General features: G+C 32.0%; 20 protein-coding genes. 15 read left to right on the forward strand and 5 right to left on the reverse strand.

Annotated features, from left to right (window positions below; genetic code table 11):
- The 4 genes from ABMY20_RS05845 to thrC all read left to right on the forward strand — a co-directional run bounded on the left by ABMY20_RS05845 (position 1) and on the right by thrC (position 5,260).
- Positions 1-246 carry a hypothetical protein gene (locus ABMY20_RS05845; protein WP_159495147.1) on the forward strand — a complete coding sequence of 82 codons (246 nt, stop codon included), beginning with the start codon at positions 1-3 and terminating at the stop codon, positions 244-246.
- Between the two features lie 307 nt (positions 247-553).
- Positions 554-2,998 carry a bifunctional aspartate kinase/homoserine dehydrogenase I gene (thrA, locus tag ABMY20_RS05850; RefSeq protein WP_349264838.1) on the forward strand — a complete coding sequence of 815 codons (2,445 nt, stop codon included), beginning with the start codon at positions 554-556 and terminating at the stop codon, positions 2,996-2,998.
- Between the two features lie 2 nt (positions 2,999-3,000).
- Positions 3,001-3,930, forward strand: a complete 930-nt coding sequence (locus ABMY20_RS05855) for a homoserine kinase (protein ID WP_349264839.1) — start codon at positions 3,001-3,003, stop codon at positions 3,928-3,930.
- 49 nt (positions 3,931-3,979) lie between these two features.
- Positions 3,980-5,260 carry a threonine synthase gene (gene thrC, locus ABMY20_RS05860; RefSeq protein WP_349264928.1) on the forward strand — a complete coding sequence of 427 codons (1,281 nt, stop codon included), beginning with the start codon at positions 3,980-3,982 and terminating at the stop codon, positions 5,258-5,260.
- A gap of 48 nt (positions 5,261-5,308) precedes the next feature.
- Here thrC and ABMY20_RS05865 read toward each other — a convergent pair whose 3' ends face one another.
- From ABMY20_RS05865 to ABMY20_RS05875, 3 genes are all read right to left on the reverse strand, one after another.
- The gene (locus ABMY20_RS05865; RefSeq protein WP_349264840.1) at positions 5,309-6,433 is read right to left on the reverse strand and encodes an alpha/beta hydrolase-fold protein; all 1,125 of its coding nucleotides are present in this window, start codon (positions 6,431-6,433) and stop codon (positions 5,309-5,311) included.
- Between the two features lie 85 nt (positions 6,434-6,518).
- Positions 6,519-10,076 carry a M1 family aminopeptidase gene (locus ABMY20_RS05870; RefSeq protein WP_349264841.1) on the reverse strand — a complete coding sequence of 1,186 codons (3,558 nt, stop codon included), beginning with the start codon at positions 10,074-10,076 and terminating at the stop codon, positions 6,519-6,521.
- Between the two features lie 3 nt (positions 10,077-10,079).
- Positions 10,080-10,961: an ABC transporter ATP-binding protein gene (locus ABMY20_RS05875; protein ID WP_159495142.1), complete on the reverse strand. Its 882-nt coding sequence runs from the start codon at positions 10,959-10,961 to the stop codon at positions 10,080-10,082.
- Positions 10,962-11,168: 207 nt separating this feature from the next.
- Here ABMY20_RS05875 and ABMY20_RS05880 point away from each other — a divergent pair, with 207 nt between their 5' ends.
- From ABMY20_RS05880 to ABMY20_RS05900, 5 genes are all read left to right on the forward strand, one after another.
- Entirely contained in the window at positions 11,169-12,299 is a 1,131-nt protein-coding gene (locus ABMY20_RS05880) for a histidine kinase (RefSeq protein WP_047787838.1), read from the forward strand.
- On the forward strand, positions 12,292-12,993 hold the full coding sequence (locus ABMY20_RS05885) for a response regulator transcription factor (protein WP_349264842.1): 702 nt from the start codon (positions 12,292-12,294) through the stop codon (positions 12,991-12,993). Before ABMY20_RS05880 ends, ABMY20_RS05885 begins: the two co-directional genes overlap by 8 nt.
- A gap of 66 nt (positions 12,994-13,059) precedes the next feature.
- Positions 13,060-14,832, forward strand: coding sequence for a long-chain fatty acid--CoA ligase (locus ABMY20_RS05890; RefSeq protein WP_349264843.1), 1,773 nt, complete (start codon positions 13,060-13,062; stop codon positions 14,830-14,832).
- A 72-nt stretch (positions 14,833-14,904) separates the two neighbouring features.
- A complete protein-coding gene (locus ABMY20_RS05895; RefSeq protein WP_349264844.1) occupies positions 14,905-16,677 on the forward strand; it encodes an AMP-dependent synthetase/ligase in 1,773 nt (590 codons plus the stop codon).
- A 41-nt stretch (positions 16,678-16,718) separates the two neighbouring features.
- Complete coding sequence (locus tag ABMY20_RS05900) at positions 16,719-18,341, forward strand: RluA family pseudouridine synthase (RefSeq protein ID WP_349264845.1); 1,623 nt, start codon at positions 16,719-16,721, stop codon at positions 18,339-18,341.
- Here the strand turns inward: ABMY20_RS05900 and ABMY20_RS05905 are convergent, their stop codons facing one another.
- A complete protein-coding gene (locus ABMY20_RS05905; protein ID WP_159495138.1) occupies positions 18,342-19,637 on the reverse strand; it encodes an MFS transporter in 1,296 nt (431 codons plus the stop codon).
- Positions 19,638-19,705: 68 nt separating this feature from the next.
- Complete coding sequence (locus ABMY20_RS05910; protein WP_239179568.1) at positions 19,706-20,515, reverse strand: M48 family metallopeptidase; 810 nt, start codon at positions 20,513-20,515, stop codon at positions 19,706-19,708.
- A 132-nt stretch (positions 20,516-20,647) separates the two neighbouring features.
- On the opposite strand from ABMY20_RS05910, the gene ABMY20_RS05915 reads away from it, so the two are divergent.
- The 6 genes from ABMY20_RS05915 (at position 20,648) to ABMY20_RS05940 (ending at position 26,370) form a co-directional block, all read left to right on the forward strand.
- Complete coding sequence (locus ABMY20_RS05915; RefSeq protein ID WP_349264846.1) at positions 20,648-21,520, forward strand: alpha/beta hydrolase; 873 nt, start codon at positions 20,648-20,650, stop codon at positions 21,518-21,520.
- Complete coding sequence (gene msrB / locus ABMY20_RS05920) at positions 21,517-21,984, forward strand: peptide-methionine (R)-S-oxide reductase MsrB (protein ID WP_349264847.1); 468 nt, start codon at positions 21,517-21,519, stop codon at positions 21,982-21,984. Before ABMY20_RS05915 ends, msrB begins: the two co-directional genes overlap by 4 nt.
- Positions 21,985-22,129: 145 nt before the next feature.
- Positions 22,130-22,684 carry a DUF1572 family protein gene (locus tag ABMY20_RS05925; protein ID WP_349264848.1) on the forward strand — a complete coding sequence of 185 codons (555 nt, stop codon included), beginning with the start codon at positions 22,130-22,132 and terminating at the stop codon, positions 22,682-22,684.
- Between the two features lie 171 nt (positions 22,685-22,855).
- Complete coding sequence (gene ffh / locus ABMY20_RS05930; protein WP_073182820.1) at positions 22,856-24,184, forward strand: signal recognition particle protein; 1,329 nt, start codon at positions 22,856-22,858, stop codon at positions 24,182-24,184.
- 424 nt (positions 24,185-24,608) lie between these two features.
- Positions 24,609-25,493 carry a bifunctional methylenetetrahydrofolate dehydrogenase/methenyltetrahydrofolate cyclohydrolase FolD gene (gene folD / locus ABMY20_RS05935; protein ID WP_239179565.1) on the forward strand — a complete coding sequence of 295 codons (885 nt, stop codon included), beginning with the start codon at positions 24,609-24,611 and terminating at the stop codon, positions 25,491-25,493.
- Positions 25,494-25,707: 214 nt separating this feature from the next.
- A complete protein-coding gene (locus ABMY20_RS05940) occupies positions 25,708-26,370 on the forward strand; it encodes a hypothetical protein (RefSeq protein WP_349264849.1) in 663 nt (220 codons plus the stop codon).
- Positions 26,371-26,474 lie beyond the last annotated feature (104 nt).

Raw genomic sequence — 26,474 nt, forward strand, 5'->3', positions numbered from 1 at the left:
ATGAATAAAAAAAGTGATAATTTTGGTTGTACACATGTGACATATGGTATTGTTTTCTCTGATATCATTGCTATAATTATATGGCATGAAAAATATATATCTGGTAAATGTAGTTTTTGTACAGGCTTAGGTGAGTTTATTATTTTGTTATTGTATTTAGGAGTAGCTTCAACTATCGGAGCTTTTCTATCACTACCTTTTCATTACATCTATCACTACATTAAAAAGAAAAAACAAAATAATTAATGTTAGCTTCATAAATTCTACTAAAAACACTCAAAGTTTTATTTTTAACAAAAAAACAACAACTTTTCTTGTTTTTTAGAACATAATTTATACATTTGGCTCAATGTTAAATAACAAAAGACATATCATTTCTATTCCAGCTGTAACTACGGCTTCTTTTGTTGGCACAACAACTACAATTATTATTACAACCCTTTAGGGGTTATTTTTCTACATATCATTTCCGTATATATTTATTTTTTCAAAAGACTTGAAAACAGATAAATAGCTTAAAAAATCTTATTTTTAATTTATTATTCATTTTAAAATGAACGTTTTAAAATTTGGTGGTTCCTCAATAGCCAACCCTCAAAACATAGAAAAAGTAGTACAAATCATTGCCAATATGTCTGTAAACAGTCCACTTATTGTGGTGGTTTCTGCCTTTGGTAAAACAACAAATAAACTCATTGCATCGGCAGAACAAGCTGCTCAAAACAATGCTAATTATCTTGACAACTACCAAGAAGTTGAGCAATTACATTTTGAAGTAATTGAAAAATTAGTCCCTGAAAATCAGCAAGAAGAAGTTAAAACGTATATAGCATCGCTTTTAAAACAGCTAAAAACCTTGTTAGAAGGTTGTTTGTTACTAAACGAAATTACCCCTAAAACCCTAGCTACCATTAGTGGTTTTGGTGAACTATTATCTTCATACATTATTGCAAGCATAGCCAGTGGAGAACTGGATGTCGTATATAAAGACAGTAGAGAGTTAATCATCACTTCCAATGCTTTTGATAAAGCCCAAGTTGATTTTCAAGTGACTAACGTGAATTGTAAGGAGTATTTTGGCAATAATAAGCACCGAGTAACTTTGTTACCTGGATTTATAGCTCGTACAAAAGAAGGGAAATCGACTACTTTAGGACGTGGAGGTTCCGATTATTCTGCAGCTATTTATGCGGCTGCTGTAAATGCTAATGAATTGCAAATATGGACAGATGTTAGTGGAATGTACACTGCAAACCCGCATATGGTAAAGCAGGCATTTCCTATTCCACATATTTCGTATCAAGAAGCCATGGAATTGTCACATTTCGGGGCAAAGGTTATCTACCCTCCTACCATTCAACCGGTGTTGGAAAAGGAAATTCCTATCCGTATAAAAAACACTTTTGAACCTGAAAATGTAGGAACACTCATTTCTAAAATTACCGAAAACGGAAAACCTGTAAAAGGAATTTCTCATATCGAAAATATTACGCTATTAACCTTAGAAGGAAGTGGCATGGTAGGTGTTTCTGGCATTTCTAAACGCTTATTCGAAACATTATCGACACATAATATCAATGTGGTATTAATTACGCAAGCTTCTTCTGAACACTCTATTTGTGTAGGGATTTATGATGAAGATGCTGAAAAAGCAGCCTTAAAAATTAACGAAGCTTTTGCCTTTGAAATAGAGCGTCATAAAATAGACCCGATTATTGTAGAACAAGGGTTGGCAATTATTGCTTTGGTAGGTGATAAAATGAGAAATCACCAAGGTTTGAGCGGACAAATGTTCAGTTCTTTAGGCAAAAACAACGTAAATATTCGTGCCATTGCCCAAGGTGCTTCGGAAAAAAACATTTCTGCTGTTATCAATAGTTCAGATGCCAAAAAAGCATTAAATACGCTACACGAACAGTTTTTTGAAGAGAATATAAAGCAATTAAACTTGTTTGTTACGGGTGTAGGAAATGTTGGGGAACGCTTTTTAGCACAAATCCACCAGCAGAAAAAATACTTAAAAGAACAGTTAAAACTGAATGTACGTGTTGTAGGGATTTCCAATTCTAAACAAATGGTTTTTGATGAAGGTGGTATCAGCTTAAAATCATGGAAAGAACAATTACAAAACGGAGAAAAAAGTTCTTTAGAGCTTTTTTTCCAAAGAACAAAAGCGTTGAACCTTCGTAATTCAGTTTTTATTGACAATACGGCTAATCAAAAAGTTTCTGAAGTATATGAACACTATTTAGCCAACAATATAGGGGTAGTTACGTGCAATAAAATAGCCTGTGCTTCTGAACTCAACAATTATAAAAAGTTAAAACACATTTCACGAAAATACAGTGTACCATTTTTATTTGAAACCAATGTGGGTGCTGGTTTACCTATTATTGATACGCTTAAAAACTTAATTGCTTCTGGTGATCGAGTGCATAAAATACAAGCGGTCTTATCGGGTTCTTTAAACTTTGTTTTCAATAATTTTAATGAAAGTATTTCTTTTCATGATGTCGTACAACAAGCACAAGAACAAGGATACACGGAACCAGATCCTAAAATTGATTTGAGTGGTGTTGATGTAGCTCGAAAAATATTAATTCTTGCACGTGAAAGTGGTTATGAACTAGAACTTTCAGATATTGAAAACAATGCTTTTTTACCTGAAAAGAGTTTAAAAACTACTAATAATGATAATTTTTATGCTTCTTTAACTGAATTTGAGGCACAATTTCAACAATTATATAAAGAAGCTGCCGATAAAAATTGTCGTTTAAAATATGTTGCTGAATTCAATAATGGAAAAGCGTGTGTTGGCCTACAACACATTCCGTTTGATCATCCTTTTTATAATTTAGAAGGTAGCGACAACATTGTCTTGTTTTTTACAGATAGATATCCTGTAAATCCACTACAAATAAAAGGAGCCGGTGCAGGTGCTGAAGTAACTGCTTCTGGAATTTTTGCTGATGTCATACGAATTGGAAATAATATATAAAAATGAACTATATAAAAATATTTTCACCTGCAACTGTTGCCAATGTTTCCTGCGGATTTGATGCTTTAGGTTTAGCGCTCGAAACTGTTGGTGATACCATGACTTTTACCAAAACAACTACAAAAGGAGTCAAAATTACCCAAATAACTGGGGCTGATTTGCCATCGAATCCACAAGTAAATGCTGCGGGAGTGGTTACGTTAGCGATGTTAGAACAGCATCCAGTTGATTTTGGTATTGATATTACGATTCACAAAGGGTATACTCCAGGAAGTGGTTTAGGTAGCAGCGCTGCCAGTGCTGCGGGAGCTGCGTTTGGTGTAAATCAGTTATTAGGAAATAGCTTCACTCCGCTTGAATTAACTCAATTTGCGATGTTAGGAGAAGAAGCCACTTGCGGAACTCCAATAGCTGATAATGTTTCTGCGGCTATTTATGGTGGTTTTACATTGGTACGTAGTTACGAACCTTTAAGTATTGTAAAAATTCCTGTTCCTGCTGATTTAAGAGTGGTGGCTATCCATCCTCAAGTTGAAGTAAAAACCAAAGACGCTAGAGAGGTATTACCGAAAGAAGTTCCTTTAAAAGATGCGGTTACACAATGGGCGAATGTTGGCGGATTGATTAGTGGATTGTATACCAACGATTATCAATTAATCGCAGACTCTTTAACAGATATCATTGTTGAACCTGCTCGTAAACATCTGATTCCTCATTTTGATGAAGTGAAGCAACAAGCAATTAAAGCAGGAGCTTTAGGAGCAGGAATTTCAGGTTCAGGCCCTACAATTTTCACTTTATGTAAAGGGGATGCAACTGTCGAAAACGTTTATAAAACCATTCAAAACACGTATCAAGACAAACAAATTGATTTTAACATGATTCTTTCAAAAATCAACACAGAAGGAATTAAAATTTTAGAAACTAACTAATATTAAATGTTCACTAAGCGTAGTCGAAGTGAAAAACAAACACGAAATTATGAACTATTATAGTCTCAATCATACATCACCTAACGTTAGCTTTGAAAAAGCTGTAGTAAACGGATTAGCTCCTGATAGAGGATTGTATTTCCCTGAAAACATAACTCCATTACCTAAAGAATTTATTGAAAACATTGATGAGTATTCTAATGAAGAAATTGCGTATGAAGCCATTAAACAATTTGTAGGTGATGAAATTCCGCAAGGCATTTTACAAAAAATCATCAAAGAAACCATCAATTTTGAGTTTCCTGTGGTATCTATTGAAGAAAATATCGGTACACTAGAATTATTTCACGGACCAACCATGGCTTTTAAGGATGTGGGAGCTCGTTTTATGGCTCGTTGCTTGGGGTACTTTAATCGCGATAAAAATCAACAAGTAACCGTATTGGTAGCTACTTCAGGCGATACTGGAGGTGCTGTTGCTAATGGATTTTTAGGAGTGAAAGGTGTAGATGTGGTCATCCTCTACCCTAGCGGAAAAGTAAGTGATATTCAAGAGAAGCAATTGACTACTTTAGGACAAAACATTACTGCTTTAGAGGTTGATGGTGTTTTTGATGATTGTCAAGATATGGTTAAAACTGCTTTTTTAGATGCTGAAATCAACCGTACGTTAACCTCAGCAAACTCTATTAATATTGCTCGTTGGTTACCCCAAATGTTTTACTTTTTCTTTGCCTATAAACAAGTTTATAAGCAACATAAAGAAGTAGTTTTTTCAGTACCTAGTGGAAATTTCGGGAATATTTGCGCAGGGATTATGGCGAAAAAACTAGGCTTACCTATCAAGCATTTTGTGGCTGCAACCAATGTAAATGATACTGTTCCTAATTATTTGGCTAGTGGTGAATATCAACCTAAACCTTCTAAAGCGACCATTTCTAATGCCATGGATGTTGGAAATCCGAGTAATTTTATCAGAATTCAAGAATTATTCAATAACGATTTAGCGCTTTTAAAAGCTGCATTTTCTTCTTTTTCTTTTTCTGATGACGAAACTCGTGACGCTATGAAGAACATCTATAAAACCTCAACCTATATTACAGATCCACACGGAGCTGTTGGGTATTTAGGTTTGAAAAAACACGAATTACAAAACGAGTATGGAATTTTCTTAGAAACAGCACATCCCGTAAAGTTTTTAGATGTTGTAGAAGAAGTTTTAAATGTAACTGTTGAAATTCCACCACAAATAGCATCTGTAATAGACAAACAAAAAGAAGCTATACAAATTAGTTCCTATCAAGAATTGAAAGATTTTTTAAATGCTTAACACAAAAATGCCTCAAAAGTGAGGCATTTTAAATTTTATAAGGTTCATTTACAATTTGCCCTTTGCTTCTTGTAAGCCTTCTTTCATAACTTCGTCAAATTGAGAGTTTGGATAATCTTTTATACCTCTTTCAAAATACTTACTGGCATTTTTATAATCCTTATACTTTAAATAAAACTGCCCCAGCCTGTTTTGCCAGTATGCGCTTTTATATCTATTGGTTTCTAAAACGTCTTTAAATTCTTCCATAAAAAAACTAAAGTATTTAAAGTTATCACGTTTCCATGCTAACCAAATCAATGCATTTTTTGTACTATTATCTATTTTTCCGTCACCACCAAAACGTTTAGCTCTTTCTTTGAAATAAGATTTTAGATAAGGGATTCCTCCTGCTTTTTCATAGGCATCAATACTTTCAAACACCAATGAATCGTAGTTGTGATAATAATACATGATTCCCTTGTACATAGCTAAATGAGGCATTGTTTCATGTACCTCATCATTAAACAACTCATACTTCCAAAGTAAATTTTTAGGATTGTGCTTTTTTAATATTTTATTAAACTCTTCTGTAGATTCAATATAATATATATCTCTTTTAGAATTAGCCATGTATAAATACACATCACTATCTGATTTAAAATTTTCAACTAGCTTTTCAGAAGCATAGCCTCCATCCGTTATAATTGCTCCTTTAAATAAATCGTTTTCCTCTAAAATAAGTTTACTTATATAATATGCAGCAGCCTCCCAACCATAAATAACACGTTCGTTCGTAGTTCTAAATTTATCATCTATAAATTTGATTACTTCGTTTTTTAAAAAAGAGGTGAACTTTTGTCTCTCTCTATTAAATAATGTTCTTCTTAAAGGATTTTCATTTTTTATTCCTACAACAATCATTTCTGGAATTGCTCCAGGTGTTCTCAATGATTTCTGAATAGCTACACCATTGGTAAAAAACCACTGACCATCTAAAATGTACAAAACAGGATATGCTTCTTTTGAAGTAGTATAACTATCGGGTAAATAAACCTGAATCTCTCTATCTTGATTTAAAATAGTTGATTTAATAGTATAATTAGTTCCTATGGTTACCTTTCTTTCTGGTGTTTGAGAAAATAAATAGAGGGACCAAAATAAAGTGAGTAATAGCGTAATATGTTTAGTCATTTGATAAAAAGTTTAAACTCAAATGTAAAAATATGATTGCCATATAATTAACATTTGAGTTTTTTTATAAATACTTTAACTAAAATTAAAGTTCTATCACATTATCTACTAAATTTTCATCATTTCTTGTTCCGTAAGGATCTATAGCAATATAACTAGGTTTTTCATTTACTATGAATGAAACTTCTGTGAGTTCTTTATTGATTTGTTTAGACTCATAATACAACACAGTACTATTATCTTTTACTTGTAAAGGATGGGTTGTAAAGATTCCTATTTTAATAGGCTCGTTAATCCCTATTTCTTTAATATCTCCGTTTGATAGTGTTTCAAATCGTTTCGCTTTTATTGTTGCTTTAACTTCATAGGTTCCATCCGGCAACTCCTTATACGAACTTTTTTCTACAGCTATATCATAAGTTATTACCCTTTTAAACCAATCATTTACCAATGGGTGATATTCTTTGGGAGTAATCTTATATATTTCTTCAAGTAATTCTATTGTATGTGCTTTAGGAGAACTTTCAAATCGATGTCGGTGTGTAATGGTTTTTACTATGTCATTAACTTGCTTCTCCCCTATCAAATCTCTTAATGCCATTAATACGGTATAAGCTTTACCATAAGAAATATAACCTTCTTCTTGTACTTTATAAATTGGAGGTTCAATGTTTTCACCAAACGCTCTTCCTAAAAAATATCTCCTGCGTGCATCTTCAGCTAACTCATATAAAACACCTTTTCCGTACATCTTTTCTAACACTACGGCTTCTGTATATTTCGCTAATCCTTCTACTAATAAAGAACCACCCGCTACTGGCTTAGCTATTAACATATGCCCCCACCATTGATGTGCTACTTCATGAATTGTTCTTTTAGCGACTAAATTAAAGGTGTTTTCATCACGAACATCTGACAAGTATAAACGATCTTCTGTCATACTAATAACCCCTGGATGTGCAAATCCACCAAATCCCCAATGTGAAGGAACTTCTGCGATTCGAACATGTTTAAAATTATACGTTCCAAAATTTTCTTGACAATATGCTAAGGTTTCTTTTGTACTTTTCTCTATTTCATCAATATTAAAATCGTGACTAGCGTTGTAATATTGTTCTATAGAGATTCCATTATATATTGCTTTTTTAGTTGTATATTTTGCAGAAAAATAGGCTACCATAGGTAATATTTTTCCTTTGGATTTGTAGTGGTAATAGTTTCTATCGTTTTCTGACCAAGTTTTAATTAAATCTCCTGAACTTATGGCTATTTGGTCTTTATTTGTAGAAACAACTGTTTCAAAACGCACTTTTTCAATTTTAATATCTTCTAAGGCTATATGCACATCTGAGTTATCATCCTCATCTCTTTCTGGTAATCCTCTTTTTTTACGTTCTGTTTTATCCAAAATTTCAAATCCAGAAGCATATCCTATAATAGGCTCAAAATTTCTAAAAGTTATATAGGTACCATTGTTAACAATACTTTTGTCTTCTTCATATCCTTTTAGTTCTTTTTCTATAACAAAAGTATAAGCTACAGAATCGTTGGGTTGTAGTTTCTCTTTAAATTCAAACACATAGGCTCCATGTGTAGTATCTTTTGTTGATAAACGAGCTCTTTCTAAATGAATTTGTTTTATAGGTATTCGTTCAGTTATTAATAATTTGGATACTGCTTCATTACTCTTGTTTTTTAACACATAATTTGCCTTGACAGTATACTTTCTTTTCTTCGGAAAAATAGCTACTTCTGTTTTTTGAGAAACTGGATATAGCTTTTCTAACGTTTGATAATGTTTATACTTACGTTCGTAATCTTCACTAAGATTTAAGTTATCATCATTCGTATGGTAATCTGAAAGAAAATTGGTATTGTAAAACACTAAGCTTCCTGCTCCAATAACTAACAAAGAAAAGCTTAAAAGTAATATCCTCTCTGTTAAGTTATAACCTTGCTTTAGTTGCTTTATTTTATACGAAAACCCTTTTACCATTCCTCTATTCCAAACTTTAAAAGCTATTAAAACAAATAAGACTCCTATTCCTAGCCAATACAACCCTAAATGATTAAACTGTGTAGTATTGCTATTATACATAGCCATATCTCCCAAGGCTACTCTAGGCATAAAACCAATACTTGTTAAAGGGTGTTCTAAACCTAAAAGGTTAGCTTTCATACTTATTATAACTAACAAACCAAAAGCTCCCATTCCTACATACTTACTTTTAGCTATACTATTTATAAACACGGCTAGCATAGCGTATATGATAAGCTGTAAACCATAATAATAAAATACAGAAGCATACATACCAATGTTTATACTTTCAAAACCTAAACTAACTTGAAAAGTAATACACATAAATATTCCTAAAGCAATTAATAATATGGGTAATAATGATAAACTGATAAACTTAGCCGCAAAAAACACCCAATTTTTAGTTGGAGTTGCCCCAATAATTAAATTAAAATTTACGCTATGTTCTCTCCATACTATTTCTGAACCATAAAAAATTAGTAATAAAAGACCGAAAAGGGTTAACGGATTTGTAATAAGTTCTATTAGTTGATTTGTAAATGGATATACACTTACTCCGTATTCACGTCCTTCAACAAAGTTTGCATACAACTCAGAAAAAACAATTAGTAACCACATAGCTACAATTACTAAAAAAGGTAAACTTTTAAATACACTGTTTAACTCTAAACGTACTAATGACAAAAGCCCTTTTATTTGTGCTATAAAATTGTATGTTCCTTCTATTGCTTTATAAGGAGTTAGCTGTTTTATATTATTTTTTAATGTTTTTTGTTTCTTTACTTTCTTCGTAATTTTTCTAAAAGAAAACCTTTTATAGGTAAGGAACAATATTCCAAGAGAAAAAGCTATCCAAAGTATTCTATTCCATAAAAACAATCCTGAAAAAGAAAGTAACTGCGTATTCTTCTGATGAGCTGTCCAATACTGAGTTTGCTCAAAAAAAGCTGCTATTCCAAAAGAATCTGCTATTGCGGCTACCGACATCATTTCTGGTGATGCAGGAACAGATTGGGCTAATAAGGGTGAATTTAAAAAAATAGAACTCACAAAATACAACATATAAATGCATACTGCACTTGCGTAAGTTGCAATGCTATTTTTAGTAAATATACTCACAGAGAATATTAAAGAAGTACATATAAAAATATTAGGTAGTACTATATAAAACCAAGGCTGTATATAATTAAGTAAACTAAAAGTTCCTAACCTTTCTACATCTAAACCAGAAAAGTAGTTTCCTAATATATAGCCGACTATAAAAGGAGAAAAAGCCAAAACACTAAATATAAATGCTCCTAAAAATCGACTCCAAAAATAATGCTGTTTTGTTATTGAAGAGCTATAAATTAAGCCCTCCATATGATGCTGTTTGTCTCTTATGGCAGCAGTTACCGTAAAAAACATAATAATAAAAACACTTCCTAAAGTAAAAAGACCTGTATGAAAATAAACTTGATAAACAGCATTAAAGTTTACTCCAGTAGGCGCATAACCTTGACTTCCTGTAAAATAACCTAATCCTAAAAATAATATTGAAAATATTGGAAAGGCTCGTTGTTTTAATTGATAATACGTTTCAAATTGTAATAATTTCTTAAACATAGACTAGACTTTTTTATGGTGAAACAACGTAGTGAAATAGTAATCCTCTAAGTTTGGAGTAATTCTTTCAAATCCATTTGATAAAGTAACTTCAGAGAAAACCCTTATTTGTGTTTCGCCTGATACTAATTTGGTTGAAATTATATCATATGTCTTTCTATAGTGTTCAATATCACTTTTAGCTATAATTTTTGTCCAAATATTGTTTTGAATACTCTCTACCAGCTCTTTTGGGTTTCCTTGAGATATAATTTGTCCTTCAGATAATATTGCCATTTTAGTGCATAGGTTTCTAACATCTTCTACTATGTGAGTAGATAAGATGACTATCACATTCTCTCCTATTTCACTTAAAAGATTTAAAAAACGATTGCTTTCTTCTGGATCTAAACCTGCCGTAGGCTCATCTACAATAATTATTTGAGGGTTTGCCAACAAAGCTTGCGCAATTCCAAAACGTTGCCGCATTCCTCCTGAAAATGTATGTACCGCTTTTTTTCTGTGTTGATAGAGGTTTACTTGCTGTAATAAAGAAGTTACTTGCTCTTTTCGCGCTGAGTTATTTGTAATACCTTTCAGAATAGCTAAATGATCTAACAATCTTTCGGCTGATATTTTAGGGTACACACCAAATTCTTGAGGTAAATACCCTAAGTATTTTCGTATTTCTTCTGGCTTATTAATAATATTACAGTCGTTAAACACAAGTTCTCCTGAAGAAGGCTCTTGTAAAGAAGCGATAGTACGCATTAAAGAAGATTTACCTGCTCCATTGGCACCTAACAAGCCAAACATTCCGTTCGAAATTTTTAAGTTAATTCCGTTTAATGCTTTAACTCCGTTAGGATATGTTTTTGTAAGATTTCTAATTGTTAATGTATTCATATGTGGTTAGGTATTTGTTTTCTACAAATCTCCAATACCTTACCTTTCTGATGAATTAAAAATGATATATCAGCTTATTTTTAACACACATAATATTTATTTAAGTACTAACTAAAACTCAACTAAAAAAGCTACTTATTCGTATAAAAAACAATAGTGTTTGTCAATATAATTGTGAAAACAGTTTTACATGAGTAATTTTGAAGTATGATTGATTTTTTAAAGAAATACAAAGCTTTTCTTATTGGCTTTTTAATTATAATTCCATTATTTATTTTATTGGATTACATAAATGTTCTAAATATCCCTAATGACCAGCCAGTTGAGGTTATTGTAATCATTATTTTTTGGGCGTTAGTTGTAGGATTACCCATACATAATTATCAATATTTAAAAAGGAAAAAGAAAGCCGTAATTGGTATTACTGTTCTTTTTATCCTATTTTTTATTACAATAGTTATTGATTCTTTTATGAAGCTCCCAGATAATCCAATCACATTCATTTTATTAATAATATTTTGGTGCGGATTAGCTTATTTTTTAGTGCCTAACTTCATTAAAAAATATTGGAAATTCATAGCCCTTCTATACACTCCATTACTCTTATACTTTTTTTATCTCAGATTGTTTTCTGGTGATTTAGAAGCTTATTTAAAGGTAAAACAAGAAACCCCTTTTTATATATTCTTTTTGCCTATTCCTATTTTCTTTTTTCTTTGGATTTTTGAACAATGGAAATGGGTACAAGAGTTAAAAAAAGAAAAATCTAAAACTGAATTATCACTATTAAAAACCCAAATAAACCCGCATTTTTTCTTCAACACATTAAATAACTTGTACGCACTTACAGTAAAAAATTCCCCTCAAGCACCAGAAGTTATTTTAAAATTATCTGACATGATGCGCTATACCATTTACGATGGAGAAAAAGAAACAGTAAAAATTTCAGAAGAAATAGAATACCTAAATAACTACATCGAACTACATAAAATCCGATATAAAAAGTCTGTAGAAATTACTTTTAATCACGACATCGATACCTCTTTAAACATTCCTCCCTTATTATATATTATTTTACTTGAAAATGCCTTTAAACACGGTATAGAAACACTTGCAGAAAATGCTTTTATTCATATAAATTTATATGAAGATGCTCATTTTATTTACTTTGACATAGAAAACAATTTTGATCCTAGTGAACTCAATAATTCTAAAGGTATTGGATTACAAAACCTAAAACGAAGATTATCTTTGCTATACAAACAACAACATGAACTAAGTATTAGTTCCACAAATAATATCTATAAAACACAGTTAAAAACACCAAAGCATGCTTAACTATATAATTATTGATGATGAGCCTTTAGCTCATGAAATTATAACAGAATTTTGTAGCATGCTCCCTCATGTTCAATTAGTAAAAAGCTGCTATAATGCTATGGAGGCTATGCAATTTTTAAATGAGCATACTGTTGATTTTATGTTTTTAGATATAAACATGCCCAAGTTAAAAGGCTTGGATTTTTTAAAGACGCTGTCTAATCCACCTAAAACCATTATTACCACTGCATACAAAGAATACGCTATTGAAGGATTTGAACTCAATGTTGTAGACTATCTTTTAAAACCTTTTAGTTTTGATCGTTTGGTAAAAGCTGTTAATAAAGTATCAGACACTTTACCTATCAAAACAATCAACAAAGAAAGTATACAGACAAGTCAAATCAATACTCGTATTTTTATCAAAGGAGATAAAAAACACCATCAAGTTGATTTAAATGATTTGTTATTTATAGAAGCTTACGGAAATTATACTAAACTATTTTTAATAGATGAAATGATTATAAGCCACGAAAAGATTTCTCATTATGAAACTATCTTAGATGAAAACAATTTCCTAAGAGTACATAAATCATTTATTGTTGCTGTAGATAAAATAAAGTTTATAGAAGGGAATCGTATTATAATTCATGAGCATAAGGTTCCTATTGGTCAAACCTATAAAAGCCTAGTTAGTAAACTTTACAACTAACATCTATTTTATTTTTCTTTTATCTCTTTTATTTTCATAGATTTATGCATCACCAAAATCATTTACATGCATATATCTTCAAAAGTTACACGTCTTTTTGATTTCCCATATCACCAACTAGAAAACTACCCACAACAAGATTGCTTAGTTTCTAAAGAGAATAATGAATGGAAAAGTATTTCTACTAAAAAATATATTGAAGATACTAACATCATAAGTAAAGCTTTATTGAATCTTGGAGTGAAACCAGGAGATAAAATTGCTGTAATTACTTCTGTAAATCAACCAAAATGGCATTTGTTAGATATTGGAGTTATGCAAATTGGTGCAGTAAATGTTCCTTTATACCCTACTTTTTCAGAAAAAGATTACGCTTATATCTTAAACCATTCCGATAGTGTGTATTGTTTTGTTTCTGATGATGAACTCTATCAAAAAGTAATCAAAATTCAAGAACAAACACAGCTCAAAAAAGTATTCACTTTTGAAGAATTAGATGTAGATTATGGGTGGAGTTCTTTCTTAAGTCTTGGTAACGAAACAGCTCTTCAAACAAAAGTAAACGAATTAAAAGAGTCTATAAATCCATCTGATTTAGCTACTATTATCTATACTTCAGGTACTACTGGAACTCCAAAAGGGGTTATGCTCTCACATAATAACATTGTTAGCAACGTTTTTGCTGTTGGAAAAAGACTTAATCTACAAGACAATCAAAAAAAAGTGATAAGTTACCTTCCTATTTGTCACATTTTTGAGCGTGCAGCCTCTTATTACTGTCAATATATGGGCTTTGAAATTCATTTTGCTGAGAGTATTGATAAAGTTGGAGATAATTTACGGGAAATTCAACCTCATTTTATGGCTGTAGTACCTCGTTTATTAGAAAAAGTTTTCGATAAAATTGTAGATAAAGGCAGTAACTTATCTGGTCTAAAAAAGCGATTGTTCTTTTGGGCATTACAATTAGGTGAACAATATCAACCCTATAAAGCAAACGGTTGGTGGTACGAATTCAAGCTTTCTATAGCACGAAAACTTATTTTTTCTAAATGGAAAGAAGCTTTAGGAGGAAATTTAGAGTTTATGCTAGCAGGTAGCGCACCTACTCAAGCTAGGCTTGTTAGAATCTTTACTGCGGCAGGAATCCCAGTTTTTGAAGGCTACGGACTTACCGAAACCTCTCCTGCAATTTCTGTTACCGATATGCGAAACAACGGGTTTAAAATAGGAACTGTTGGGAAGGTAATTGAAAATGTAACTGTAAAAATAGCTGAGGATGGGGAAATCTTAGTGAAAGGACCTAATGTAATGATCGGCTACTATAAAGATATAGAAAAAACTAACGAATCTGTTATAAATGGTTATTTCCATACAGGAGACATTGGAGAACTAGATAATGAAGGATTTTTAAAAATTACAGATCGAAAAAAAGAAATCTTCAAAACTTCAGGTGGTAAATACATCGCTCCTGCTATCTTAGAAAGTGAGTTGAAGAAGTCACGTTTTATAGAGCAAGTTATGGTAATTGGTGAAGGTGAAAAAATGCCGGCTGCATTAATTCAAATTGCTACTGAATTTGTTCAAGAATGGTCAAAAAGACACCACCATACAATTGCAGATATTACTACAGATGAGAAACTACTCAAACGAATTCAAAAAGAGATTGATATTTGCAATGAAAAATTTGGGAAGTGGGAACAAATAAAACGCTTTGAAATTACTCCTGATGAATGGTCTATCAATTCGGGTCATTTAACTCCGACATTAAAAATGAGACGAAAAATAATCTTAGAAAAATACAATAGTTTGTGTCAAAAAATATATAATCCTCAATAAATCAACCAGTAAACTACAACTTGTGCAATCGGGGTATTTTTCATACTTTGCAGAGCCCAAAAATTTGAACATATGTCGATTGAAATTACACGCCTTTTTGATTTTCCTTATTATCAACAAGAAAACTATAATTTAGATAACACATTTACCACAAAATACAACGGTAAATGGCAATCTATTTCAACCAATGAATATATTAAACAAGCCAATGCTATAAGTAGAGGTTTGTTACGATTAGGAGTACAACCTAATGATAAAATTGCTGTAATTTCAACAAATAATAGAACTGAATGGAATGTTTGTGATATTGGAATATTACAAACAGGAGCTCAAAACGTTCCTATCTATCCAACTATCTCTAAAGAAGACTACGAATATATTTTAAATCACTCAGAAGCTACTTATTGCTTCGTTTCTGATGAAACTATTCTAGAAAAACTAAACCAAATAAAAGCAAATACTCAACTTAAAGAAATATTTACTTTTGACGATATAACTGACGAAAAAAGCTGGAAAGAGGTTTTAAAATTAGGAGAAGACGAAAGTAATCAAAATGAAGTTGAAGAACGTAAAAATGTTATTACAACTAACGATTTAGCAACCCTAATTTATACTTCTGGTACTACTGGACGCCCAAAAGGCGTTATGCTTAGTCATAAGAACATTGTATCAAATGTTTTAAGTAGTGAGAAAAGAGTACCATTAGTATATGGACAAGGTCGTGCATTGAGTTTCTTACCTGTGTGCCATATTTTTGAACGTATGCTTCTATACCTATATCAATACTGTGGTATCTCGATTTATTTTGCTGAAGCTATTGATAAATTGAGTGAAAATGCTCAAGAGGTTAAACCGCATGTAATGACCGCGGTTCCTAGATTGTATGAAAAAATTTATGATAAAATTTATGCCAAAGGAGCCGACTTAACAGGAATTAAAAAGAAATTGTTCTTTTGGGCTATTGAGTTAGGTTTACAATACGAACCTTATGGAGCTAACGGATGGTGGTATGAAAAGAAACTAAATGTTGCTAGAAAACTTATTTTCTCTAAATGGCAAGCTGCTTTAGGTGGAGAATTAAAAATAATGGTTTCGGGTTCTGCCGCGTTACAACCACGTTTAACTAGAGTATTTACAGCTGCTGGAATGCCGGTAATGGAAGGTTATGGTCTTACCGAAACTTCACCTGTAATTGCTGTAAACGATATGCGTAATGGAGGTTTTAAATTAGGAACTGTAGGTCGATTAATTGATGGTGTTGAGGTTAAAATAGCCGATAATGGAGAAATTTTAGTAAAAGGACCAAATGTAATGCAAGGATATTATAAAGATCCTGAAAAAACTGCTGAAGCTTTACAAAACGGATACTTCCATACAGGTGATAAAGGTGAATTATGTGAAGATGGTTTCTTAAAAATAACTGGACGTACCAAAGAAATGTTTAAAACCTCAGGTGGTAAATACATTATTCCACCATTACTAGAAGGTCAATTAAAACAATCTCGCTTTATTGAGCAAGTAATGGTTATTGGTGAAGGTGAAAAAATGGCTGCTGCATTTATTCAACCAAATTTTGAATTTGTTCGTGAATGGGCAATTAGGCACAATATAACTGTTGGAGATAATAAAGACTTGGTAAATAACCCTAAAGTAATAGAGCGTATTCAAGAAGAAGTAGATTACGCCAATACTAAATTTGGTAAATGGGAAACTATTAAAAAGTTTGAGTTAACCGAAGAAGAATGGTCTATTGACGGAGGACAGCTTACTCCTACCATGAAAATGAAACGAAACATTATCAAAGAAATGTATAAAGACTTATACGATAAAATTTATAGAGATTAATCGTTTAAAGTGTTGTGAAAGCAACACTTTTTCTTTTTATTATGACCAAAATTATTTCTTTTTCTTCGGATGTTTCTACTATTGAATTACCTAAAAAATTCGATTATCCTTATAATTATTCACCTCATACTCTAGCACAAATAGCTGCTAAAGAACTACAAGAATATTTAACAAATCAAACTGATTTTTCGCACAACTTTGGAATTAAAAACCCTAAGGATACTAACTCACTAGGAAAAATGTTTGGAGTCTTAGTTGTGCAAGATCAAAATGGAACCTTAGGTTATTTAGCTGCATTTTCTGGTAAACTAGCTGAAAGCACACAACACAAACATTTTGTGCCCCCTGTATTTGATGTTTTAAATAAAAACGAATTCTATCTTACAACAGAAGAACGACTTAATGAGTTAACCCATAAAATAACAAGTCTAGAAAGTTCCTCTGGTTTTATTGATGCAAAAAAAGCATATCAAAAAACACAACAACTGCACAAAAAGCTTTTAGCTGATGAGCAATCAAAAATTAAACAACGAAGAAAACTTAGAAAAAAACTAGGGCAACAAAACAATCAGTTAAATATAAATGAAGAGTTTTACTTGCGTGAATATGAAGTGTATTTAAACGATAAAATAGCGGCATCAAAAAAAACGTATCAAGAAAAGCAACATCAAGCTCAGGAGTTAAAACAACAGCGCACAAACCTTTCAGCTTGGACACAACAAGAAATATTTAAAAAGTATGCGTTTCTTAACTATCAAGGAGAAACTAAAAACTTATTAGATATTTTTACAGACTCCACTCAAAACATTCCTGCTGGTGCTGGTGATTGTTGCGCTCCTAAATTACTTCAATATGCATACAATCATCAATTAAAACCTATTTGTATGGCTGAATTTTGGTGGGGAAAACCTTTAAAAACTTCCATAAGAAAACATCAATATTTTTATCCTGCGTGTACTGGTAAATGCAAGCCTATTCTAACGCATATGTTACGAGGAATGACTGTAGAAGAAAATCCGTTAGTTGCTCTATTAAAGGAAGAAAAAGAAATTACAATTATTCATGAGGATTCTGATTTGTTAGTCATCAACAAACCACATGAGTTATTATCGGTAGCTGGAAAAGAAATAAAAGACTCTGTGTTCAGTCGTATTCAAAAATTATATCCAAAAGCAACAGGTCCGTTAGTAGTACATCGGTTAGACATGTCAACTTCTGGAATTCTCTTAGTTGCTAAAAATGAAGAAACTTATAAAGCTTTACAAGCACAATTTGTTCATAAAACTATACAAAAACGCTATGTGGCTTTATTAGATGGTATTTTAAAAGAAGATAAAGGAAAAATTGAGTTACCCATTAGAGTAGATTTAAACGATCGCCCTAAACAACTTGTGTGTTACCAACACGGAAAAGAAGCATTGACTACTTGGGAAAAAGTTGAAGTTCTAAACAACAAAACAAAAGTATACTTTTATCCTATAACTGGACGCACGCATCAATTACGTGTGCATGCTGCACATAATTTGGGACTAAACACTCCTATTGTAGGTGATGATTTATACGGAAACAAAGCAGATAGATTGTATTTACATGCCGAAAAAATCACATTTGTACACCCTACTTCAAAAAAACAAGTCAGTTTTACCTCTCCAGTTCCTTTTTAGTTATTCTACGTATTTTGTCTTTTTTAGTGTGCTTAAAATGATAAATGAGGCCAAAAAGAAAATAGCTAAACACAACACACTCCATTGCATAGAACCTGTAATCCAATTTAGTGTTCCATATACAGCAGTTCCTAAAACAATGGCTATTTTTTCAGTAACATCATAAAAACTAAAATACGTAGCATGATCTTCTGTTTCTGGCAATAATTTTGAATACGTAGAACGTGTTAAGGTTTGAATAGCCCCTTGTACCAATCCCAGTAAACCACCTAGTCCATAAAAGTAAATAGCTACATTTTCTTGAGATTTATCTAACATGAAAGCACAAAAACAAACTAACATCCATACTACAATAGTTACTTTTAAAGCTGTTATATTCCCCCATTTTTCTGAAAACCTTGAAAATAAAATCGCTCCTAAAATTGCTACTATTTGTACTAATAAAATGGTAATTATTAAACTTGTAGACGACAAGCCTAATTCTGAAGAACCAAAAATAGCAGCCATTAAAATAATAGTTTGTACACTAATACTTAACAAAAAGAAAGAAATTAAAAAACGTTTTAACGTTGGATAGTTTAATACTTCTTTTATCACTATTTGTAACTCTTTGTACCCTTTCCATATATAATCTTTTTCAGGCTTTTTATTATACACATTACCAGGTAATCGTTTAAAGGTTATTTGAGCAAAGCCTAACCACCATAAACCTACCATGACAAAAGAAATTCTAGATGCCATTCCTGCACTAATTCCTAGAGTTTCTGGGAACATAATCATCGCCAAATTGATGAGTAATAAAATTACAGAACCTACATAACCATATACAAAACCTTTGGCACTGGCTCTATCTTGTTGTTCAGGATGGGCTACTTCGGGTAAATAAGCATTATAAAACACCAAACTTGCCCAAAAGCCAATACTTGCTAAAACAGTAAATAAAATACCTATCCATACAGTATCAATTCCATCAAAAAAGTACAAACTCATTACCGATAATGCTCCTAGGGTACAGAAAAACTTCATAAACTTTTTCTTACTTCCTGTATAATCTGCAATTCCCGATAATATTGGAGAAATAAAAGCCACTACTAAAAACGAAAAAGACAATGCATAACTATATAAACTATCTGGATGCTCCCAGTCCATTCCTAAAAAGCTTACAATTTTACCTTCTGTTACTCCGCTATAATACAACGGAAAAACAGCTGTGCTAATTACCAATGAATATACTGAGTTGGCCCAATCGTAAAATGCCCATCCGTTAATTAGCTTCTTATCTCCTATTTTATACATATAAATTCTAATAAAAAAAACCGCTCATATAACATGAACGGTTTGCAATATACTATAATTTATCAATCTTATTTACTCGTAGGCACGTTGTATTTTGCTGCTAACTTTTTAGCTTCTGGTAAAAAGTTTCTTAAAGTCTGAATACGAGTTTGATTAGATGGGTGTGTACTCATAAACTCTGGAGGAGCTCCTCCGCCTGAGCGTTCACTCATTCGTACCCATACTTCAGCAGCTTCTTCTCCTTCATATCCTGCCATAATCATAAAAACTAACCCTAACTTATCTGCTTCGGTTTCATGTTCTCTACTAAATGGTAACATTACTCCTACTTGAGTTCCTAAACCATACGCCATATTCCACATTTCAGCATTTTTGCTATTTTGAGTACCTAAGGCTAGAGCAACTCCTCCTAATTGTTGTAATTGACCTGTAGACATACGTTCTTGTCCGTGTTTTGCAAATGCATGAGCAACCTCGTGCCCCATCACAGCAGCAACCCCATCTTCATTAGCACAAATAGGCATAATTCCTGTATAAAACACCACTTTTCCACCAGGTAAACACCAAGCGTTAACTGTTTTATCTTCTACTAAATTAAATTCCCATTCATAAGCATTTGCTTCTGTAGTCATTCCATTAGCTCTCATAAAACGATCTACTGCTGCTGAAATATTTTTCCCTACTCGTTTTATTTGATTTGTTTGTTTTGTATTTGTAGATAATTTATTCTCTTCTAAAAACCCTTTGTATTGCGCAAAACTTGCAGGTAAGATTTGAGCATCGTTTACAAAATTTAATCTTTTTCTTCCCGTAATTGGCACAGTGCTACACGCTACTAAAAAAGCAGCTAAAAATGTTAGGGCTATAATTTTTTTCATTGTTTAATAGTTTAAAATTCTATGTTCTTGGTTGTATCTTTTATGACACGAAATTAACTTATTTGTCACAAACTTGATAATATATTATGTCTTTAAAGCTACAAATTCTATCTTTATCTTAAAAACTAATTCATGAATTTTACGCATTCAAAAACAGCTTTACCTAGTATTAAAATTCCTAAACCTGTCATACTTTTAGCTAAAATTTTACAATCTATATCTACTAATAAAGCTGCTAAATTTGGTATAAGGCTTTTTACTACTCCTGTTAACTTTCCTATTCCTAAGAGAGAAAAAATAATGTTAGAGAGTGCTCAAAAGAAAACAATAAATGTACCATCTATTTCAAAAGATATTCAAGTATTATCATATGGTTATTCAACTAAAAAAGTATTATGGGTACATGGTTGGGCAGGAAGAAGTACTCAATTATATATGATTGCTGACAAACTCTTGGAAAAAGGCTACATGGTTATTTCTTTTGACGGACCTGCGCATGGAAAGTCTACAGGAAAAACTACCGAAATGCCAGAGTTCTTAGAAACCATTACTGAACTCAACAAACAATTTGGACCTTTTGATGCTGCTATAGGGCACTCGTTTGGCGGTGTATGCTTGTATAACGCTCTTTCAGAAAATTTTGCTGTAAACAAATTGGTTACTGTTGGTGCTGCTGATAAAATATCAGATGTTATTTTAAACTTTACTAAAAACTTACAAGTAAAACCAGTTATAGCTCATAAAATGAAACGCTTATTTGATAAAAAATGGCAACGAGATATTGATATACACTCCTCTAGCGTAAAAGCTAAAGATGTAAAAATACCTACTTTAGTTGTTCATGATTCATTTGATGGCGATGTTGATGTAAGTTGTGCAATAGCAATACGTCAAAACTTACAGAATGGAAAACTTTTAATTACGGAAGGCTTAGGACACACCAGAATTCTTCGTAACTCAAAAGTTGCTTCCAAAATTGTTGATTTTATAAGTAAAGAACCATGAGAAAATTAGTTGTTTTATTCCTTTTAGCAATAACAGTTAGTACTACTGTAAATGCTCAAAACAAGAAAAAGTACGCGGTAAACAAAACCAACAGTGAGTGGAAAAAGTTATTAACTCCAAAACAGTACTATGTACTTAGAGAAGCGGGTACAGAACGTCCAAACTCAAGTCCTTTAAACTTTAACAAGAAAGAAGGAACCTATGTATGTGCAGCCTGTAAAACCCCACTATATAAATCTGAAAACAAATACGATTCAGGTAGTGGATGGCCTTCTTTTGATAGAGCCATTAAAGGAAATGTAGAACTAGATACAGATTATAAACTAGGATATGCTCGAACAGAATTAAAGTGTAATACTTGTGGCGGACATTTAGGACACTCTTTTAATGATGGTCCTAAAAAAACTACTGGTAAACGTCACTGCATTAATGGAGTTGCTTTAGAGTTCATCCCTAATAAATAAGTAAATTAAGGCTGGTTTTAACCAGTCTTTTTTATTAGCACCATCAAAGAATTTAATACCAAAGGCTTGCCTCAAAAATCATGAACTTTTTTCCTGTAAATGCCTCGTGAGCTTGCCCCGAGGTACTATACCAAAACATTACGCCATGCAAAACTCTTATTTAGAAAGTGTAAAAAAACAAATAACCTATTATAAAAATTTAGGCGATAAAACTTTTAATCAACTTACCCAAGAAGCGCTATTTTACCAATACAATCAAGAAAGCAACTCTATTGCGGTAATTGCAAAGCATATTGCGGGTAATATGTTATCTCGTTGGACTAACTTTTTTACTGAAGATGGAGAAAAATCGTGGAGAAATAGAGATGACGAGTTTATAAATACTTTTACAACCAAAGAAGAAATGATTGCCTATTGGGAAAAAGGTTGGGATTGTTTTTTAAACACTATTAACTCTTTAGAAGAAACTGATTTAGAAAAAATCATCTACATAAGAAACCAAGGGCATACAGTAACCGAAGCAATAAACCGTCAAATTTGCCATTATCCGTATCACATTGGGCAAATTGTATTTTTAGGCAAAATGCTACAAAACGAAAAATGGGTATCGCTATCCATTCCTAAAAATGCTTCTAAAAACTTCAATCAACAAAAATTTAGTCAAGAGAAAAGTCGCAAACATTTTACGGATGATTTATAGTATTTACTCCTCTTGTTACCAATACAAAAACTAAAAAAAGTGACTACTACTCTTACTAATTATTAAAAATCGGACACTTTTATACAATAATGCAGAAAAAATCTACTAACAAATTGCTAAAAACTAACAACTAATAACTAAATTTGTGCCTCTAAAAAATGAAGCCGATACATGTTTAATAATTTAAGCGAAAAGTTAGATAAGGCGTTACATACGCTGAAAGGACACGGAAAAATTACCGAAGTTAACGTTGCAGAAACTTTAAAAGAAGTTCGTAGAGCTTTATTAGATGCCGATGTTAACTTTAAAATAGCTAAGAATTTTACCAAAACAGTAAAAGAAAAAGCCTTAGGTCAAGACGTATTAACAACGTTAAACCCTGGGCAATTAATGGTAAAATTGGTTAAAGATGAATTAACCGAATTAATGGGTGGTGATACCGTTGGTATTAACTTAGGTGGTTCACCTACTGTAATTTTAATGTCTGGTTTACAAGGTTCGGGTAAAACAACCTTTTCTGGTAAGCTAGCTAACTATCTTAAAACTAAGAAAACTAAACAAGTTTTATTAGTAGGATGTGACGTATATCGTCCTGCCGCAATTAACCAGTTACGTGTTGTTGGAGAGCAAATAGGTGTTGAAGTATATGCTGAGGAAGGAAATCAAAATCCTGTAGAAATTTCTCAAAATGCTATTAAGCATGCAAAAGCAAACGGTAAAAACGTGGTAATTATTGATACCGCGGGTCGTTTAGCTGTTGATGAGGAAATGATGACTGAAATTTCTAACATCCACAAAGCTGTAAGCCCACAAGAAACCTTATTTGTGGTAGACTCTATGACAGGGCAAGATGCTGTAAATACTGCCAAAGCCTTTAACGATGTATTAAATTTTGACGGAGTTGTTTTAACTAAGTTAGATGGTGATACTCGTGGTGGAGCTGCTTTATCTATTAAATCGGTAGTAGACAAGCCTATTAAATTTATAGGTACGGGTGAAAAAATGGATGCAATTGATGTATTCCACCCTAGTCGTATGGCTGATCGTATTTTAGGAATGGGAGACGTTGTTTCGTTAGTAGAGCGTGCCCAAGAACAATACGATGAAGAAGAAGCTAGAAAATTACAAAAGAAGATTGCTAAAAATCAGTTTGGTTTTGATGATTTCTTAAATCAAATCAATCAAATTAAAAAGATGGGTAGCATGAAAGATTTAGTAGGTATGATTCCTGGTGCTGGTAAGGCCTTAAAAGATGTTGATATTGACGACGATGCTTTTAAAGGAATTGAAGCTATTATACACTCTATGACTCCTGAAGAAAGAAGTACTCCTTCTGTTATAAATGCGAGTCGTAAAAAACGAATTGCCAAAGGATCCGGAACTTCGGTACAAGAAGTTAACCAGTTGATGAAGCAATTCGACCAAATGAGCAAAATGATGAAGATGATGCAAGGTGGTGGCGGAAGAAAAATGATGCAAATGATGAAAGGCATGAGATAATGTTAAAAAGATAGGCTTCTGCCTGTCTTTTTTTATTTAGTTTACAGTACCAAAGTAAACAGTATTCAGTAAGCTGTATTTATGAGTTTTAAAACTATTAAGTTCTTTCTATGTCATGTCGAGTGATTTTTCTGACTAAAAGGAAGATAAATTGTATCGAGACATTTGGAACTAGTTCTCGATACATCTCCCTCCGGTCGATACTCGAACTGACATATAGTATTTGAACTTAATTTATGATTAAAAAATAATACTTCTACTGAAGTAACTTTTAAAATATTACTATTAAAAACAAAAGCAAAGAAGTTGGGAAACTAATCAATTATATGATTAAAAATCCTGATAAGTTTGGAATATAACAACACAACAATTACAACACAACAACTGTATACTGGAGACTGTATACTGAAAACTTAACAAGACTATGATTTTACTAGACGGTAAAAAGACATCAGCAGACATTAAAGAAGAAATTGCTTTAGAAGTAGCAGCATTAAAAGCAAACGATAAAAAAACACCGCATTTAGCAGCGATTATCGTAGGTAATGACGGAGCAAGTTTAACCTATGTAAATGCAAAAGTAAAGGCATGCGAACGTGTAGGTTTTGAATCTACTTTACTTCGTCTTCCTGAAGATACTACTGAAGAAGAACTATTAAACGAAATTGCTATTTTAAATATAGATAATGATATTGATGGTTTTATAGTACAATTACCCCTACCCGATCATATTGATGAACAAAAGGTATTAATGGCTATAAACCCTGATAAAGACGTAGACGGTTTCCACCCTATGAATGTTGGTAAGTTAGCCTTAAATTTACCTACGTATATTTCTGCCACTCCTTTCGGAATTTTAGAATTGTTAGACCGTTACAATATTGAAACCTCTGGTAAAGATGTAGTAGTTATAGGTCGCAGTCATATTGTAGGAAGCCCTATGAGTATTTTACTGTCTCAAAAAAGAAAAGTAGGAAATGCAACGGTTACTTTAACACATAGTAGAACAAAAAACTTAAAAGAGGTTACTAAAAGAGCAGATATTATTATAGCTGCTATTGGTATTCCTGAGTTTTTAAAAGGTGATATGGTAAAAGACGATGTAGTAATTATTGATGTAGGAATTACTCGTGTTGCTGACCCTTCTAAGAAAAGAGGATTTAGATTAGTAGGTGATGTTGCTTTTAACGAAGTAGCAGAAAAAGCATCGCACATTACACCTGTACCGGGTGGTGTAGGTCCTATGACGATTGCAATGTTATTAAAAAACACTTTATTAGCTTGCGAACGTAGACAAGAAAAAGCGTAATAAAACAACTTTATATATAATTGAAAAGACTGCCTGAAGGCGGTCTTTTTTTATAGAAAACAGTTTATACATTTCTCTTACTCTGCTATTAATTACCTTTTTATTATATTAGCTAGCACTAATTAAAAATTGCAATAAATTACGTTTATACTTCCTTTTTAGGATATATAAGAACACTAAAAGTTTTTATATAAACCAAACTTAAAAAAATACTATGAGTTCTACTATAGGAATAATACCTACTAAAAATACCGAAGTTATTTTTGGAGAGATAATAAACCTGTCTGAAAAATACATTAACTCCTCTCTAAATATAATTCAATTAAGAGAAAAAATTAAACTTCAAATACATATTCTAAACTATGATGAAGTTGAAAATAAAGAATCTTATCACGAAGTTGATTTAACAGATATATTTGAATGGAGAAAAAATCAGTTACTCATCTTTTCTATTAAAGGGGTTTCTGGTGTTATAAAAACTGATTATGATGTAATATTTGACCCTGAAACTTCTCCTGATGATCCTTGGTGGAAATTAAATACGTATAAGAATGAAACCAAGACTGTTCTTAATTTAGAAGATAAACTTGAAAAAGCAAAAAAAACAAACAAATCATGGTTTCTACATAGTTCAGATGAAAAGGACAAAGTTATAAATATCTGTGGTGCTATTATTAGTGCTTCTATTGCTGAATTAACCTTTGGCCTTATATCTTCTACTGACCAAACATGGGGATTTGGACAGTATTTTGTTGAAAAGGAAGAGTTTTTAAACTTCTACCTTCATCCAGAAAAAAATATTACTGCTCCTTTGAAGACAGAAAAAGTTATAAATAACTCAAGTTTTTGGCACAAACTAAAAAGACTATGGAGTTAGCTTAAACTTATATTTATAAATGAGTAATAAAATAAAATTTTACATATTAAGTTCAATTATAAACTTTCTGCTAATATTCTTTGCAGTCATTGTATCTGGTTTAA

This window comes from Tenacibaculum sp. SSH1-16 (genome assembly GCF_040104435.1).
Taxonomy (GTDB): Bacteria; Bacteroidota; Bacteroidia; order Flavobacteriales; family Flavobacteriaceae; genus Polaribacter; species Polaribacter mesophilus.

What these genes read in the sequence shown, in the direction of transcription:
- ABMY20_RS05845 (WP_159495147.1), top strand. Translation starts at nt 1, where the DNA reads ATGAATAAAAAAAGTGATAATTTTGGTTGTACACATGTGACATATGGT.
- ABMY20_RS05940 (WP_349264849.1), top strand. Translation starts at nt 25,708, where the DNA reads ATGAGTTCTACTATAGGAATAATACCTACTAAAAATACCGAAGTTATT.
- msrB (WP_349264847.1), top strand. Translation starts at nt 21,517, where the DNA reads ATGAGAAAATTAGTTGTTTTATTCCTTTTAGCAATAACAGTTAGTACT.
- ffh (WP_073182820.1), top strand. Translation starts at nt 22,856, where the DNA reads ATGTTTAATAATTTAAGCGAAAAGTTAGATAAGGCGTTACATACGCTG.
- ABMY20_RS05905 (WP_159495138.1), bottom strand. Translation starts at nt 19,637, where the DNA reads ATGTATAAAATAGGAGATAAGAAGCTAATTAACGGATGGGCATTTTAC.
- folD (WP_239179565.1), top strand. Translation starts at nt 24,609, where the DNA reads ATGATTTTACTAGACGGTAAAAAGACATCAGCAGACATTAAAGAAGAA.
- ABMY20_RS05895 (WP_349264844.1), top strand. Translation starts at nt 14,905, where the DNA reads ATGTCGATTGAAATTACACGCCTTTTTGATTTTCCTTATTATCAACAA.
- ABMY20_RS05880 (WP_047787838.1), top strand. Translation starts at nt 11,169, where the DNA reads ATGATTGATTTTTTAAAGAAATACAAAGCTTTTCTTATTGGCTTTTTA.
- ABMY20_RS05890 (WP_349264843.1), top strand. Translation starts at nt 13,060, where the DNA reads ATGCATATATCTTCAAAAGTTACACGTCTTTTTGATTTCCCATATCAC.
- ABMY20_RS05855 (WP_349264839.1), top strand. Translation starts at nt 3,001, where the DNA reads ATGAACTATATAAAAATATTTTCACCTGCAACTGTTGCCAATGTTTCC.
- thrC (WP_349264928.1), top strand. Translation starts at nt 3,980, where the DNA reads ATGAACTATTATAGTCTCAATCATACATCACCTAACGTTAGCTTTGAA.
- thrA (WP_349264838.1), top strand. Translation starts at nt 554, where the DNA reads ATGAACGTTTTAAAATTTGGTGGTTCCTCAATAGCCAACCCTCAAAAC.
- ABMY20_RS05875 (WP_159495142.1), bottom strand. Translation starts at nt 10,961, where the DNA reads ATGAATACATTAACAATTAGAAATCTTACAAAAACATATCCTAACGGA.
- ABMY20_RS05910 (WP_239179568.1), bottom strand. Translation starts at nt 20,515, where the DNA reads ATGAAAAAAATTATAGCCCTAACATTTTTAGCTGCTTTTTTAGTAGCG.
- ABMY20_RS05865 (WP_349264840.1), bottom strand. Translation starts at nt 6,433, where the DNA reads ATGACTAAACATATTACGCTATTACTCACTTTATTTTGGTCCCTCTAT.
- ABMY20_RS05885 (WP_349264842.1), top strand. Translation starts at nt 12,292, where the DNA reads ATGCTTAACTATATAATTATTGATGATGAGCCTTTAGCTCATGAAATT.
- ABMY20_RS05870 (WP_349264841.1), bottom strand. Translation starts at nt 10,076, where the DNA reads ATGTTTAAGAAATTATTACAATTTGAAACGTATTATCAATTAAAACAA.
- ABMY20_RS05925 (WP_349264848.1), top strand. Translation starts at nt 22,130, where the DNA reads ATGCAAAACTCTTATTTAGAAAGTGTAAAAAAACAAATAACCTATTAT.
- ABMY20_RS05915 (WP_349264846.1), top strand. Translation starts at nt 20,648, where the DNA reads ATGAATTTTACGCATTCAAAAACAGCTTTACCTAGTATTAAAATTCCT.
- ABMY20_RS05900 (WP_349264845.1), top strand. Translation starts at nt 16,719, where the DNA reads ATGACCAAAATTATTTCTTTTTCTTCGGATGTTTCTACTATTGAATTA.